This is a genomic window from Embleya sp. NBC_00888, from assembly GCF_045207655.1.
Lineage (GTDB): Bacteria > Actinomycetota > Actinomycetes > Streptomycetales > Streptomycetaceae > Embleya.
This window is the reverse complement of record NZ_CP108785.1, coordinates 4797304-4811630: the sequence shown is the minus strand read 5'-3', so window position 1 is coordinate 4811630 and position 14327 is coordinate 4797304. Positions and strand designations below refer to the sequence as shown.

Below are 14327 nucleotides of genomic sequence, written 5' to 3'. Positions count from 1 at the left end.
GCTCGCATACTGGACCGCATGGACGTCTACGACACGATCGGGATCTCGTACACGCGGACCCGACAGCCGGATCCGCGGATCGCCGCACAAATCGCCGCGGCGCTCGCGGACGCGGCGGACGTGGTCAATGTGGGAGCCGGAACCGGCTCCTACGAACCGCCGCACACGGTCCTGGCGATAGAGCCCAGCCGCGTCATGATCACCCAGCGGCCACCCGGTTCCGCGCCCGCGGTGCAAGCGGTCGCCGAACACCTGCCCTTGCCCGATCGGGCGGTCGACGCGGCCATGGCCCTGCTCACCGTCCACCACTGGACCGACCCGGCGGCGGGGATCGCCGAATTGCGCCGCGTCGCCCGCCGCCGCATCGTCGTCCTGACCTGGGATCAGCGGATCTTCCGCGAGAATTTCTGGCTCGTGCGCGACTACCTGCCCCAGGCCGCCGAGTTCGACGACGCGCGGGCGATGGACCTGGACCGATTGACCGATCTGCTCGGCGGAGCCCGCCGGGAGCCGGTCCCGGTACCCCACGACTGCACCGACGGATTCGGCGCCGCGTACTGGCGCCGACCGCACGCCTACCTCGACCCCCGGGTACGCGCGGGCATCTCCATGCTCGCGCAGACCGGCGAACACGCCCTCGCCCCGGGCCTCGCCCGACTCGCCGACGACCTGAACACCGGCCGCTGGCACACCCGTTACGCCGACCTGCTCTCCCACGACAGCATCGACGTCGGCTACCGCCTCGTCATCGCCGACCTGGCCTGACACCTCCCAAGCCCGGTGGAAGTGCGGGCCCACAGCGTCCTCGATCCGCTCGATCGCCCGAAGGACGCGGTTCGCCCGCGCGTCGTTGGTGAAGTTCCGACGTGGGACGGGGCCGGCCCATCGGCATCGGCCCCGTCCCAGCCCTACCGGGGAATCAGGTGATGAAGACACCTGACATGACGGCGTTGGGGCCGCCCGCCTTCGTGACGCGGACGGTGACCTGTCCGTTCACCGTCCACGTCAACCAGCGTCCGGCACCGAAACCGGTCAACGTGGTGGTGCTCAGCACGGTGCCCGACTGGTCCAACAGTTCCACGGTTTGGGCGCGGCCCTGGTTGTCGTAGTCGGTGAAGTAGGCCGCGAGTTCACGTGTGCCCTGCACCGACACGCCGATCTCGAAGCGGTTGGGGTTGAACCAGGTCGACGCGACACGGGTACCGTTGGTCGGGTGTTGCAGCGCCCTGGGCAGAGTCGAACTGTTCGCCCAGGTGTAGGGCGTGGCGGTCGCCGCGGGGGTGACGGTGACGCCGGTGGGCAGGGACGTGGACACGCCGGGGATCGCATGGCCCGCCTGTCCCCTCACACCCAGCCAGTCGCCGCCGATGCTCTGGCCCACGCCGGGGCCGAGGGCCTGCACGGTGTCCAGGGACAGGCTGTAGGCGGCGCCGGGGTTGCTGCGGAAGACCAGGTACAGGTCGTGTGTGCCGGCGGGTGCGGTGACGGGCACGGCGGCCGTCTCCGTGAAGGTGTACCACCCGCCGGTGTTGCCGACCTGTGTGGTGGCGACGAGTTGCCCGGTCGGGCTGCCGAGGCGGGCCTCGATGCGCCCGCCGGTCGAACCGGAGGCGACCCGGTACCTGATCGAGTCGATGCCTTGGAAGCTCACGTTGTCGTATTTCACCCACTCGCCGTCCTGGATGTTGCCGACGTACTGTCCGTGTTCGGCGTTCGCGTGGTTCTCCACGGCCACGCCGGACGCCTGGTTGTAGTAGTGGGCCTGGAAGCGCTTGGGCCGGTAGACGGAGGTGTCGCTGCCGGTCAGCTTCCCGATCCCGCCGGGGCCGCCGCGGTCGGTGTAGCGGGCGTCGATCGCCCAGAACGCGTTGGCCGCGGCGTGGCCCTCGTCGAGGAATGTCGCCGCGACTCCGGAGCATGCCCGGACCGGGTCGGCCGGGTGGGCGTGCTCGTCGTGGCCCAGGGCGGGCTGTACGACGATGTCGGCGCAGTTCACCGTCCCGTCCTGGGTGTCGTTGACGGCTACCTGCCAGGGCAGTGAGTCGCCCCATTCGAAGAAGCCGCCGTTGGTGGGCGTGGTGATGCTCACGGTGGGTGCGGTGTTGCCGACGACGATCGGCACGGACGCGGTGGCGCTGCGCTTTTGGGGTGTGTCGGTTTCGGTGACCCTGAGTGTGGCGGTGTACTCGCCGTTCGTCGTGTAGGTGTGGTTGGGGTTGGGGTCGGTGGAGGTGGTGCCGTCGCCGAACGTCCACAGGAACGACAGCGCGTCTCCGTCGGCGTCGCGGCTGCCCGTGCTGGAGAACGCCACGGTCAGCGGCGCGATGCCGGCGCGGGGTGTGCCGTCGGCGACCGCCGTGGGGGCGCGTCCGTTCTTGACGTAGTCGATGCGGTAGAGCCCGGAGTTGGGGTTGTCCCGGCCGTAGCCGCCGCCCCACTCCAGCAGGTACAGGGAGCCGTCCGGGCCGAACTGCATGTCCAGGGGGGCGAGGAAGGACAGGTTGGACAGCACCGGGTTGAGCGCCATGACGCTGCCGTCGGCCGCGAGGGGGAACTCCTTGATGTAGTTGCGGCCCCATTCGTAGAACAACGGCGTGCCGGAGAAATACTCGGGCCATTTGGTGTCCGATACCAGGTTCGGGTCGTAGCGGTAGACCGGACCGGCCATGGGTGCGCCGGCTCCCGTGCCCAGTTCGGGGAATTGTGCGGAGGCGCCGTAGGAGTACCAGACGTCGGCGGCGCGGGCGGGGGGCAGGTTCGTCAGTCCGGTGTTGTTGGGTGAGGTGTTCACCGGGGTGGCGCAGGTGAATTTCGCGCCCGGGGTGCCGGTGGCGAAGTCGTAGTCGTTGAACGGGGTGTTGTCGCCGATGCAGTATGGCCAGCCGTAGTTGCCGGCGGAGCGGATGATGTTCCACTCCACGATTCCGGCCGGGCCCCGGTTGGGGTTGGTCGTCTTGGAGTCGGGGCCGTAGTCGGCGAGGTAGACCGTGCCGTCGGTGTCGACGCTGTAGCGGAAGGCGTTGCGAAAGCCCATGGCGTAGATTTCGGGCCGGGTCCTGGCCGTGCCGGGCGGGAACAGGTTGCCGGTGGGAATGGTGTAGGTGCCGTTGGGCTCGGGGTGGATGCGCAGCAGTTTGCCGCGCAGGTCGTTGGTGTTGGCCGAGGAGCCCTGGGCGTCGAAGTGGCTGCGGCCGGGGCGCTCGTCGATGGGTGTGTAGCCGTTGGACTCGAACGGGATGACGTCGTCGCCGACGGACAGGAAGAGGTTGCCGTTCCCGTCGAAGCGCAGGGTGCCGCCGGTGTGTCCGATCTCGTTGGGTGCCCGGCCCGCGGGAACCTCCAGCATGACGACCTCGGTGTCGAGGCGCATGGTGTTGCCGCTCATGGTGAATCGGGAGAGGCGGTTGAGCGGGCCGCTGTTCGCGGGCGAGTAGTAGAGGTACACGTATTGGTTGGTGGTGAAGTTCGGGTCGAGGGCCAGGCCGAGGAGGCCGTCTTCGCCGCCGCTGTAGACCGGGATGGTCGCGGCGGTCACCGTGCGGCCCAGTTTCGGGTCGTGGATGCGGACCTGGCCGCGCACGAGTTCGGTGAAGAACACCCGGCTGTCCGGTGCGATGGCGATGCCCCACGGGGCGGACGTGTCGGTGTCCAGCGCGACCTTCTGGTAGTTGGGCCAGTCGGTGCCGCCGCAGTCGCCCGGCTCGGCGCCGGCGGCGTATTCGATGCCGCCGAGGACGTGGGTGCGCAGCAGCGGGTCGGCGTAGGCGGCGATGGAGTGGCCCATGGATGTGATCCACGTGCGGCCGCCCTGGTAGTCGTCGCACCAGGTGACCGGGTGGTCGGGGCCCATGCGGCCGGCGGCCGGTGAGGAGGGGTAGCTGCGTTCGTCGAGTTGGACCAGGACGTGCTTGTCGCCGCGCACGGTCCTGGTGAAGGCGTACCACTCCTCGCTGCGGGTCCACTCGCGGGGGAGGTCCTTGGTGGAGGGGTGTGCCCGGTCGGATACGAGTGCGGTCGCGGTGACCCCGGCGGAGGCGGTGTGCGAGGTGAACTCGGTGCCGATCAGGGACCGGTAGAACGGGAAGTTCGGTTCCATGTCGAGGGGGTTGTGGATGGCGACGACACCGCCTCCGGCGCGTACGTAGCGTTCGAACGCGCCTTCCTCGGCGGCGTTCCACACGTCGCCGGACGCCTGCGCGAGGATGATCACGTCGAAGCCGGCGAGGTTGGCGTCGGTGAAGCCGGAGGAGTCCGGGGCGTGTACGACCTCGAAGTCGTGCTGGTCGGCGAGGTTTTGCACCATCGTGATGGCGGCTTGCTTGGAGTCGTGGACGAATCCGGCGCTCTCGGTGAACAGCAGTGCGCGGAAACGGTGTTCGTGTCCGGGGTGGGCGACGGCTGTGTGCGGGGCGACCAGGGCGAGCAGGGTCAGGAGAACCACTGTTAACCCGGTCAGGGATCTTTTCATGTGGGCGTGCTCCTCGGTGTGGTGGGGCGGAACGAGGTCAGTCGTGGGGGATGCCGAGGTCGTCCAGCGCGGACCGGAGCCAGTTCAGGGAGCGTTCCAGCATCGGGCCGCCCTGGCCCTCGCATTCGATGCTCAGCACGCCGTCGTAGCCGCTGTCGTGCAGGAGCGCGAGAATGCGGCGGATGTTGTCGGCGTTGACGCCGTCGCCGATCGCGCAGTGGCTGACGGCGATGCCGGTCTGTCCGCCGCGCACGGCTTCCGCGAGGGACCGGGAGACGTCCTTGATGTGCACGTGGGAGATGCGGTGGAGGAAGCGCTTGGCGAACTCGACCGGGTCCTGGCCGGCGATGAAGGTGTTGCCGGTGTCGAGGTTCATGCCCAGGAGCGGCGAGTCGACGAAGTCGAGCATCTCGGCCATGCGGTCGGGGTTGGTGGTGAAGTAGCCGTGCGGTTCGATGTTGATCCGCACACCGTGTGCCTCGGCGACGTGCAGGATCTGTTCGTAGGAGCGCTTCATCGACGCCATGGCCTCGTCGTCGGTCAGGCCGGCCGGCGCGTGCAACCCGTCGGTGGTGTCGACCCGGTCGCAGCCGGCCTGGGCGGCCCACGCGATGGACTTGAGCACGTACGGCACCCCCCGCAGGGGCCCGTCCAGGCCGGACAGCGGGTAGGCCGCGTCGACCTGGGAGAACCGCACGCCGCGCGCGTGCATCGCGCGGCGCAGCAGGACGGCGTCCTCGTAGAGCGCGACGTGCGGCTGGTAACCCAGGCCGTGGATCCAGCTCACGCCGTCGATGAGGCCGCATTCGATGTGGTGGACGCCGTGTTCCTCGGCCCACGCAAGGCACTTGTCGAACGACCAGTACGCGGAGTTGAAGGCGTCGGTGTGGAACCCGATGTGCATGACGGGGCTGCCTTTCGATGTCGAACGGGATTCGTGCCGTCGGGATTTGTGCCGTGCGTCCACGCCATGTCGTTGCCGGCGGCGCGCCCTCGCACGGATCCCGGGCGCGGACACGGAGAACGTCGGGGACGGTTGTGGTGTGGTGTGGTGTGGAGTGGCGGGGTCGAGGGGCTGAGGGCGGGCCGGGGCATGGCCGCGTCGGTGCTGCGCCGACGGTCGGCGCAGCGGGTTGTCGGTGGTGCTCCGCGGGTCGCCGTCGCCCCCGTGCGTTGCAGGCGTGTACGGGGTCGGCTTCCTGGTACCGGCGCGTGCACTCGACGTATCGGTTCGCCGGCACCGGTTCGAGCGGCAGAGCCTCGACCCGAGTCGCGTGCGGGGTATCGCGCTTGGCGGTGGAGTCGCTGCACAGCGGCAGCGGGCCGTCGGGCGAATCGGTGGGCGGAGTCCGTGTGTTCCCCCGCGCGGGTACCGGACTGTGGGAGGGACTGGTTCCGGTCGTCCACAGGGTCGCCGGGACCGGGTGCGACGCGGTCGCAAGGCGTTGCGCTCCTTCCTGTTTCCGGCTTGCGACAAGCGAAGGTTCCGCCAGGAATGTAGTTGATTCCGCTTTCACCAAGAAGAGTTTCAACTAATCAAAACAAACTTCTTCCCGCGTATGGACAAACTGTCCGGTCGAGTGGAGGGTACAAGCCTCGGAGCCACCGGAAGGGCGGGAGGACATCGGATGTGAGCCGCACCCGTCGAGCGACCCCCCGCGCACCGGCGGCCACGAATGCCCCGGGCCCCTCGCGGACTCCGCCACGCGCCCCTCGGAAGGACGACCATGCCTCGCCCCGTGACACCGTTCATCGGTCGATGGGCGGACCCGCCCTTTCGAGCAGGTGTGCCGACTCGCCGCCGACGGGGACTACGACGGCCTCGAAATCGCCTGCTGGGGCGACCACTTCGAGGTCCGAAGAGCCCTCACCGGGGGCGACTGCGTGGACGGCCGCACGGCAATCCCGAACAAGTACGGGCCGCTGACGCGGGCCACATCAACCATGGCCGGACGGGCGTGCCTCGCGGATGCCGCGGCTCGCCACCACACCCGCACGCAAGACGCTCGGCCGGGAAACCCCGACCGAGCGTCTGTATGAACTGCCCGCCGGACACGTGATGATCACGTGTCGCGACGATCGCCGTGGACCCTCCAACCGGCGTGGTACGCAGAGCCTCGCCTCAGGACTCGTCCCCGTCCTTGCCCCAGTCCCGGACTCGGCGCAGCGAGTGTCCGGTCGCCGACTTGCACAGGAACTCGGCGCGCTCGTAGGACAGTCGCCCTCGGCCGGTCTGCGGGCAGACGTCCTCCGCGCCCAGGATGCCCGCCCGCGCCGGGCCCGGGCGTCGGTCGGCGAGGAACACCGGGCCGCGGGTGCGGCCGTCCAGGAGTTCGGGCAGGAGCGCGGCCGTCCCCGACCGCCAGGTGATCCACGCGCGACGCCGATCCGACCGCCGATCCGCTTCCCGGTCCGCGCGGCGGGCTCGTCGCTCCGGCAGGTCGAGGTCTTGGACGTTCAGGGCCAGCACGGCCGCGACGGTGGCGCCCGACTCGCGCAGCAGCGTCCACAACGTGCGCTCCCGCAACGGGGCTTCCGCATCGCCCGGCCACGCCGTTCCGGGCGGGACCGGCATGGGCCCGGGGCGGGATTCGGGCGTCCGCTGGGGAACGGCCGCGTCGAGGCCCGGGGTATCCGCCCACGCTCCGAACGCCCGTACGGCGGAACGGTGTCGGTTCCAGGTGGCCGCCGCCACGCCGCCCCACGACACGCGGAAGGCGCCGGCGATCTGATCGGCCGTCAGCGACGCGAGCGGCAACCCCACGCCCAGAGACAACCGCAGTCGCCACAACGTCTGTCCGTAGGAGCGGGCCGTCGCCGGCGCGAGCCGGTCCTGGGCCAGAAACGCGTCGATGGCCTCGCCGAACGTCGGCGTGGACGCGTCCCCGATCGGGATCGCCTCGGCACGACGCGTCAGAAAGGCGCGTTCGGCGGCGTTCTTGGTCAGCAGCGCCGCGCGCACGAACTCGCGGCGTGCCTCCTCGCCGCGCCCCAGGCGCAGCAGCAGGTCGCCGCGCACCCCGGGGAGCAGGTGGTAGTCGCGGAGCGCGGGATCCGAGGTGAGCGTGTCGACGAGGGCGAGGCCGGCCGCGGGGCCGTCCGCCTTCCCCACCGCGACCGCCTGGTTGAGCCGCACCACGGCGGTGGGCAGGAGTCGGGCCAGGGCGGCGTACAGTCCGGCGATCCGCACCCAGTCGGTCTCCTCGGCGGTAGGCGCCTGGGCATGGCAGACGGCGATCGCGGCCTGCAACACGTAGGGTCCGGGCCGGCCGGGCGTACCGACCGCGCGGGCCCGCAACATCGCCGCGAAGCCGCGGCGGATGAGCAATCGATCCCAGCGTCCCCGGTTTTGCGCGTGCAACGGAACCGGTTCGCCGGCGGGGCCGGTGCGCGCCGCCGTACGGGACGCCTGGATCTCCATCAGCGCCACCAGGCCGTGCGCTTCCGCCTCGTCCGGCACCGACTCGGCGAGCAGGCGCCCCAACCGCAGCGCCTCCAGGCACAGGCCGGGCCGCGTCAGGTCCTCGCCCACGGTCGCCGAGTAGCCCTCGTTGAAGATCAGGTAGACGACCTCCAGGACCGAGGACAGGCGTTCGGCCAGTTCGGCGCCGTCCGGGAGTTCGAACGGAACCCGCTCCTCGGCGAGCGTGCGCTTGGCCGTCGCGATGCGGCGGGCGATCAGCGGCTCGACGCTGAGGAACGCGCGGGCGATCTCGGATGCGGTGAGTCCCCCGAGCAGCCGCAGGGTCAGGGCGACGCGTGCCTCGGTCGGCAGGACGGGGTGGCAGGAGACGAACATCAGCCGCAGCACGTCGTCCTGCTCGGACGCCGGATCGGCGGTCCCGAGGTCGTACTCGGAGCCGCCGACACCGTCGTCCATCCGCCGCCGCTCGGCCAGGTCGTGCGCGAGCGTCTCGCCGTGTTCCGCCGACCGCCGGTCGCGGCGGATGTGGTCGACGGCGCGGCGCTTGGCGACGGTGGTGAGCCAGGCACCGGGATTGTCCGGGACCCCCGACTGCGGCCACTGCTCCAGCGCCGCGACCAGCGCGTCCTGCGCCAGTTCCTCGGCCACCCCGACGTCGCGCACCATGCGGGTGAGCGCGGCGACGATCCGGGCCGACTCCATCTTCCAGATCGCGTCGACCGTGCGGTGGACGTCCGTCACGGACCGAAGACCTGCTGGATCACGCTCTCGCCGTCACCGACGATCCTGCGGAACCGGCGGCCCAGTTCGACCGCCTCCTCCTTGGACCGGACCTCGACCAGGGCGAAGCCGACGACCGCCTCCTTGGACTCGGCGAACGGACCGTCGGTGACGGTGATGTCGCCGCCATCGGAAACCAGCCGGACGCCGCCCGGCTCGAGCCCGCCGGTGGCCAGCAGCACGCCCGCGGCGCTGAGCTCATCGATGAAGGCACCCATCTCGGCGAACAGTTTCTCGTCGGGGGCCTTCGCGTTCTCCGAGGCCTTGGACGTCATCAGGTAGCGCATGGTGTTCCTCCGGTTTCGTCTCGCCCGGCCGGATCGCCGGGGCGCACCGACACGTCGCGCCGGCCATATGACAGGGAATCGCATTATTCCCTGTCGCATCGGCGGATCGACGATGGTGCGAGCCCCAGGGAAGAAATCCGAGGCTCACCCGCCCCTCGAAGGAGCCCGCCCTGATTCCGTCGACCGGGGACACCCGCGCCGTGCGGTGGGCGTCGTGGTGACGCACGCGTCGTCGCGCAACGAGGTGGTCGAAGGTCACCCCTGCGGTGCCCACAAAAAGATCGTCGGGACCGAAGAGTCGTGGACGGCCCGACGGTCTCCATGACCAACAACCAACGAGGAAACGAGACAGTTCGATGCGCATTGTGATTGGTGAATTCGTCAGCCTGGACGGCGTCATGCAAGCTCCGGGCCATCCGGACGAGGACACCGAGGGCGGGTTCGCCCACGGTGGCTGGACACACCCGTTCTTCGACCCGCAGGTGATGGGCGGCGCCCTCGCCGAGTGGGCCGCCGACACCGACGCGCTGCTCTTCGGACGCCGCACGTGGCAGGTCATGGCCGCGGCGTGGCCCGGGCGGGCCGGCGACCCCTTCGCCGACCACATGAACTCGGTCGCCAAGTACGTCGTCTCCGGAACCCTGGGCGACGACGACCTGACCTGGAACAACACCACCCGCATACCCGGCGACCAGGCCCTCGACCGGATCCGGAAGTTGCGTGACACCGAGGGTCGGGACCTGGTGGTGATGGGCAGCCTCTCGCTCGCCCGCGCCCTCCTGGCCGAAGGGCTGGTCGACGAACTGCGGCTCATGATCATGCCGGTGCTGCTCGGCGGCGGAAAGACGATCTACCCGGCCGACGGCGCACTGCGCACGCTCGAACTGGTCTCGACCGTGGTCAGCGGCACAGGCGTGCACGTGTGCACCTACCGACCGGTGGCCGCGGCGTAGTTCGCGCCCGGGATCGGGTTCTCACGGCGCGGCCGGGAACACACCCGGCCGCGCCCGCACGGTGATGAATCCGCGAAACGCTCGCGCGGCCCGCACCGAACGTCACCGCCTACCGAACCCGGCAAGCACCCCACCCCACGAACGCGGACCCGACAGCGCTCACCCACCCGGCTCGGGGGTGCGCCGGGTGTCGGCAGGCCGACCGGGCAAGGTACGGGTGTTCGGCTCGATGGCGCGCATGGCCTGTCGGGCTTCGGCGCCGACCTGGCGTCTGTCTGCGATCGTCGGTGCACGCGTGTGCGGGGCGATCGCGACGAATCCGTACGCGCCGAGCCGCTGCATGTCGAGCACCGAACGTGCCCGGTTGGGCGCGGGCACGCTCTCCATTGCTCGGGCCGCGTGCGCCACCACCGTCGCCAATCGCGCCGGCTCGACGGCCCCGGTCAGGGCGTGGCCACCGGGCTGGGGCAGAACGTACACGTCCTGGCCTTTGGCCTTGTCTCCGAGTCGCTCGGTCATCGCCCATTCGTACGCGGCGGCCGTGGCGAAGACCTCCTTCTCCGGGATTCGGAAGTCCTGGGTGGCGCTGATGAGGCGCTGTGGGCGATTCCCGCCGGACGGGCCGACCAGTCTCGTCCATCCGCCGATCGCACGAGGGGAATCGCCACAAACAGTGGGGAACGTGTTCGGTGCGCCTATCGTCGGCGTGTCGACCCGAACCCTGTCGATGTCCTCGCACATCGACCCGGGGGTTTCCATGTCCATCGCAGGCGCCCATCCCCTGTTCTCGACCCGCACGCACGGAGACGTGGTCGTGGTCGCGTTGCGGGGCGAGATCGACATCGTGACCGCGCCCGACATCGAATTCCATCTGGATCACCTCACCCGGGTCCGACGCACACATCTGTTCATCGACCTGAAGGCGGTCACCTTCATCGGGGCCTGCGGCATCGCGCTGCTGGTGCGCGCTCGCGAACGAGTCCTCGCCGGGGCGGGCACACTGTCCCTGATCTGCGTCAGCCCCTTCGTCCTCAGGCTGTTGTCCCTGCCCGGCTTGTGCCGACCGCGCTTCGTCGTCCTGGCCCGATCACCCGTCCCCGCCCCCTGACCGCGCCCCGGGAGCGGGCAGCCGAGACAGGCCGGACCGGTGGACGGTGGACCCTCACCCTCGCCGCAGCGAAGACGGACAACGCTCGTCGCCGTCGCGGAACGTGCCCGAATCGTCGCCACGTGAATTCCGATTTCGCCCACGTCGTTGTGGCGCGGTGTCCTGCCCGGGTCTGTTGAGCCGTGGCCGAGGACTCGGGAGGCTGTGGACCCCCGACCGGCCTTAGGCTGGAATCGCCGACGGAAGTGGCGCACGAGCGTGTGGACGCCGCTCGTTCACGAGGGCTCCAAATGGCCCGGTGATGAGAGGGATCGGCGGACAAAAGCCTGTCGCCCCGTCGCACGGAAGCGAGTGCGGCCGGCGGCCACGAGCGGCGCGCCCGGGTCGAACGGAGTGATTTGTCATGGACATCAGCAACCGAACCGTGACCGCCAGGCCCGCGCCCGGATCACGGTGGGCCTTCGAAGTCCGTTGGACGGTGACGCTCACGCCCTCGGAAGCGAGCAGCGGCACCCTGTTCCAGGATGCCTACCGGATGTGGGAATGGGATGTCTCGGACCACGACGCGCTGACGAGCTGGTCCACGTCCGATCCTTTCGATCCCCCTTCGACCACGATCAATCGCATAGCCCGGCTGAACATGCCCGCGGACGCGCTGGACACCGAATCGGGTGAAGAGGAGATACGCGCACAGATTGGCGTGCGCAACGTATCGGCGGGCGGACCGTGGCTGATCGACAGGTTCACCCCCATCGTTCACATCTCGCCGTGAGCCCCTCTGCGGGCAGGTAGGCCGCCCGAAAACGGCGGTCGGGTGCCGTCCGGCCGCCGTGGAACTCGACGCGGTCACCGCCGCGTTGACGGACCCGATCCGGGCGGTCGCATCCCATGCGGGGCCGAGACCCGGCGACCGGGACCGACCACGTCCGACGCCGTCGGGCCCGCCGAGGCGCCGAGTCCGGTCCTCATCCTCGAGTCGTCCCGGCTGCGCGCGGCTCGAAGAGTCGGTCGAGGTGGTAGTCCAGCACGGCACGGGCCGCCCGGGGGGTGTGTTGGCCGACCAGGACGCCCGTGCCGACGCCGTGCCCGAGCGCGAGCAGCCGGGCGGCCTCCGCGTCGGGGTCGCGGTCGGCGGCGATCTCCCCGACGGCCCGTGCCTGTTGCAAGGCTTCGGCGACACGGCGTTCCAGGCGGCGGGGTCCCTCGACGAACGGTTGCCCGGCCAGGTCCGGGTCGGTCATCGCCAGCACCGCGTACGCCGTCCACACCAGATGGAAGACCCTGCTCTCCTCGTCGGTCGGCAGCGCCTCGGCCACGAGCGCCTCCACCAGCGCCCGCGCCGGTGCCGGATCCGGCAGCCCGGCCAGCCGCTCGGCCCATCGCGCGTCGCTGCGGCTCTCCAGCCGATCCAGGGCGGCGTGCATCAGGTGGGCGCGGGTCTCGAAGTAGTACTGCACGATGCGCAGGGACACCCCGGCCTCGGCGGCCACGGCCCGCATCGTCACCGCGTGCAGCCCCTCGCGTGCGGCGAATCGCACGAGTGCGTCGGCGATGTGCGCGCGTCGTTCGGCGTGATCGACCAACCTCGGCATGCGCCACGCCCTCCCACCGGACACACATTTTTACGTTACAAACGTATCATCAAAGAGTTCGTGGCCGACGCGTCGAACGGTGGAGGACATGAAGCGGGAAGAACGCGCGAGCGGGCCGGACCCCACGGCTCCGGCGCTCGCGACGGACGCGCAATCCGCGTCGGGCCGGGTCGGGCGGGCGTCGTCGGGGGTGCTCGCGTTGGCGTGCGCCGCGCAGTTCATGGTGGTGCTGGACGTGTCGGTGGTGAACGTGGCGCTGCCCTCGGTTCGTGACGCGCTCGGCTTCCGCGAGGGAGCCCTGCCGTGGGTGGTGAACGCGTACGCGTTGGTGTTCGCCGGGTTCCTGCTGCTGGGCGGGCGGCTGGCGGATCTGTACGGGCTGCGGCGTGTCTTCGCCGTCGGGCTCGCGCTGTTCGCCGGGGCCAGCCTGGTGGGCGGCTTCGCAACCTCTCCGGCCGCGCTGGTCGGCGCGCGCGCCGCGCAAGGCCTGGGGGCAGCGATCCTGGCGCCCGCGACGCTGACGCTGGTGACCACCACGTTCGCCCAAGGCCCGGCGCGGACAAGGGCGTTGGCCACGTGGACGGCGGTGGGTTCGGCCGGCGGCGCGGCCGGGAACCTGATAGGCGGGGTGCTCACGCAGACCCTGTCGTGGCGATGGGTCCTGCTGATCAACGTACCCGTCGGCGCGATCGCGATCGCGGCGGCGTTCGCGCTGCTGCCCCCGACCCGGCCCGCGACGCCGTCGACACGAGGGCGGCTGGATGTGCCCGGCGCGGTCCTGGCCACCGTGGGCGTCACCGCGCTGACCTACGGCGTGGCACGGGGTCCCGTCCGGGGCTGGGCCCAGCCGATGACGGCCGGGGCCGTGGCCGCGGGGATGCTCGCGCTGGTCGCGTTCGCCGTGGTTCAGGCGCGGTTCGCCCCCGCGCCGTTGATGCCGCCGAGGTTGTGGCGGGTGCGGGCGATCTCGGTGGGCAACGCGGTGATGCTCCTGGCCGGGGCGTGCTTCATCCCGATGTGGTACTTCCTCTCCCTCTACATGCAGAACGTGCTGCGCTACGACGCTCTGGAGACCGGCCTCGGGTTCCTCCCGCACACCCTGGCCGGCATGGGCGCCGCCCGATCGGCGCCGTGGGTGATACGACGCATGGACGCGCGCACGCTGATCCTGCTCGGCACCGCGGTCACCGGGGCCGGGTTCCTGTGGCAGAGCCGTTCCGACGCCGGCAGCGGCTACGCGCTGGGCGTGCTGGGGCCCGGGATCGTGATGTCCGCGGGGGTCGGCCTGCTGGTCACCCCGATCACCGCCACCGTCACCTCCGGCATCGACACCCGCGACGCGGGCGCCGCGTCGGGGCTGATGAACACCACCCGCCAACTGGGCGGCGCCCTGGGCCTGGCCGTCTTGGTCGCCGTCGCCGGAGCCTCCGACGCGGGCCGAGTCCCGGCCGACCCGGCAGCGGATCACGGCCGCGTTTTTCTCGCGATGACCGCGATTCTTCTCGCCGTCGTCGCCGCCACCTTCGCCCTCCCTCGGGCCGAGGACGCCGAAGCGGGCCCGACACCGCGGGAGGTACGGTCCAAGCGGGGCGCCTGAACCGCCAACCGGATCAGGAGGCCGGGAGGCGGGTGCTGCGCACGACTGGGCCGGTTGCGTCCGCGGGCCCGTTCCCGCAGCCGTCGTGCGCCGGGTGTGCCGGTGTCGGCGGAGTGGC

General features: G+C 70.6%; 11 protein-coding genes and 1 pseudogene. 6 read left to right on the top strand and 6 right to left on the bottom strand.

All coding sequences use genetic code 11. The features are described from left to right. The first annotated feature begins 18 nt into the window (after nucleotides 1-18). Nucleotides 19-765 (top strand): methyltransferase domain-containing protein, encoded by a 747-nt coding sequence (locus tag OG948_RS55375; protein WP_331773619.1) that lies wholly within the window; start codon nucleotides 19-21, stop codon nucleotides 763-765. Nucleotides 766-919: 154 nt separating this feature from the next. Here the strand turns inward: OG948_RS55375 and OG948_RS55370 are convergent, their stop codons facing one another. Further along, a complete protein-coding gene (locus OG948_RS55370) occupies nucleotides 920-4468 on the bottom strand; it encodes a ThuA domain-containing protein (RefSeq protein WP_331772677.1) in 3549 nt (1182 codons plus the stop codon). 37 nt (nucleotides 4469-4505) lie between these two features. Then, nucleotides 4506-5372 carry a sugar phosphate isomerase/epimerase gene (locus tag OG948_RS55365; protein WP_331769002.1) on the bottom strand — a complete coding sequence of 289 codons (867 nt, stop codon included), beginning with the start codon at nucleotides 5370-5372 and terminating at the stop codon, nucleotides 4506-4508. An 823-nt stretch (nucleotides 5373-6195) separates the two neighbouring features. Between OG948_RS55365 and OG948_RS55360 the strand changes: the two are divergent. Next, a pseudogene (locus OG948_RS55360) lies at nucleotides 6196-6338 on the top strand (sugar phosphate isomerase/epimerase); the annotation flags it as partial. Nucleotides 6339-6590: 252 nt separating this feature from the next. Here OG948_RS55360 and OG948_RS55355 read toward each other — a convergent pair. Both OG948_RS55355 and OG948_RS55350 read right to left on the bottom strand, forming a co-directional pair. Next, the gene (locus OG948_RS55355) at nucleotides 6591-8633 is read right to left on the bottom strand and encodes a DUF6596 domain-containing protein (RefSeq protein WP_331772676.1); all 2043 of its coding nucleotides are present in this window, start codon (nucleotides 8631-8633) and stop codon (nucleotides 6591-6593) included. Next, entirely contained in the window at nucleotides 8630-8959 is a 330-nt protein-coding gene (locus tag OG948_RS55350; RefSeq protein WP_331772675.1) for a YciI family protein, read from the bottom strand. The genes OG948_RS55355 and OG948_RS55350 overlap by 4 nt, the downstream gene beginning before the upstream one ends. A 356-nt stretch (nucleotides 8960-9315) precedes the next feature. Between OG948_RS55350 and OG948_RS55345 the strand changes: the two genes are divergently transcribed. Beyond that, a complete protein-coding gene (locus OG948_RS55345) occupies nucleotides 9316-9912 on the top strand; it encodes a dihydrofolate reductase family protein (protein ID WP_331772674.1) in 597 nt (198 codons plus the stop codon). A 159-nt stretch (nucleotides 9913-10071) separates the two neighbouring features. Here the strand turns inward: OG948_RS55345 and OG948_RS55340 are convergent, their stop codons facing one another. Then, nucleotides 10072-10677, bottom strand: a complete 606-nt coding sequence (locus OG948_RS55340) for a hypothetical protein (RefSeq protein ID WP_331772673.1) — start codon at nucleotides 10675-10677, stop codon at nucleotides 10072-10074. Between OG948_RS55340 and OG948_RS55335 the strand changes: the two genes are divergently transcribed. Together OG948_RS55335 and OG948_RS55330 are read left to right on the top strand one after the other, a co-directional pair. Beyond that, a complete protein-coding gene (locus OG948_RS55335) occupies nucleotides 10670-11020 on the top strand; it encodes an anti-sigma factor antagonist (protein ID WP_331772672.1) in 351 nt (116 codons plus the stop codon). The two genes, OG948_RS55340 and OG948_RS55335, sit on opposite strands and share 8 nt — an antisense overlap. A 403-nt stretch (nucleotides 11021-11423) precedes the next feature. Further along, a complete protein-coding gene (locus OG948_RS55330) occupies nucleotides 11424-11792 on the top strand; it encodes a hypothetical protein (RefSeq protein WP_406300774.1) in 369 nt (122 codons plus the stop codon). Between the two features lie 193 nt (nucleotides 11793-11985). On the opposite strand, the gene OG948_RS55325 is transcribed toward OG948_RS55330, so the two are convergent. Beyond that, the gene (locus OG948_RS55325) at nucleotides 11986-12612 is read right to left on the bottom strand and encodes a TetR family transcriptional regulator C-terminal domain-containing protein (RefSeq protein ID WP_331772670.1); all 627 of its coding nucleotides are present in this window, start codon (nucleotides 12610-12612) and stop codon (nucleotides 11986-11988) included. An 88-nt stretch (nucleotides 12613-12700) separates the two neighbouring features. On the opposite strand from OG948_RS55325, the gene OG948_RS55320 reads away from it, so the two are divergent. Then, nucleotides 12701-14209 carry an MFS transporter gene (locus OG948_RS55320; protein WP_331772669.1) on the top strand — a complete coding sequence of 503 codons (1509 nt, stop codon included), beginning with the start codon at nucleotides 12701-12703 and terminating at the stop codon, nucleotides 14207-14209. Nucleotides 14210-14327 lie beyond the last annotated feature (118 nt).

Coding starts and splice junctions, on each gene's coding strand:
- OG948_RS55345 (WP_331772674.1), top strand. CDS start 9,316: ATGCGCATTGTGATTGGTGAATTCGTCAGCCTGGACGGCGTCATGCAA.
- OG948_RS55370 (WP_331772677.1), bottom strand. CDS start 4,468: ATGAAAAGATCCCTGACCGGGTTAACAGTGGTTCTCCTGACCCTGCTC.
- OG948_RS55340 (WP_331772673.1), bottom strand. CDS start 10,677: ATGGACATGGAAACCCCCGGGTCGATGTGCGAGGACATCGACAGGGTT.
- OG948_RS55375 (WP_331773619.1), top strand. CDS start 19: ATGGACGTCTACGACACGATCGGGATCTCGTACACGCGGACCCGACAG.
- OG948_RS55350 (WP_331772675.1), bottom strand. CDS start 8,959: ATGCGCTACCTGATGACGTCCAAGGCCTCGGAGAACGCGAAGGCCCCC.
- OG948_RS55335 (WP_331772672.1), top strand. CDS start 10,670: ATGTCCATCGCAGGCGCCCATCCCCTGTTCTCGACCCGCACGCACGGA.
- OG948_RS55330 (WP_406300774.1), top strand. CDS start 11,424: ATGGACATCAGCAACCGAACCGTGACCGCCAGGCCCGCGCCCGGATCA.
- OG948_RS55325 (WP_331772670.1), bottom strand. CDS start 12,612: ATGCCGAGGTTGGTCGATCACGCCGAACGACGCGCGCACATCGCCGAC.
- OG948_RS55365 (WP_331769002.1), bottom strand. CDS start 5,372: ATGCACATCGGGTTCCACACCGACGCCTTCAACTCCGCGTACTGGTCG.
- OG948_RS55320 (WP_331772669.1), top strand. CDS start 12,701: ATGAAGCGGGAAGAACGCGCGAGCGGGCCGGACCCCACGGCTCCGGCG.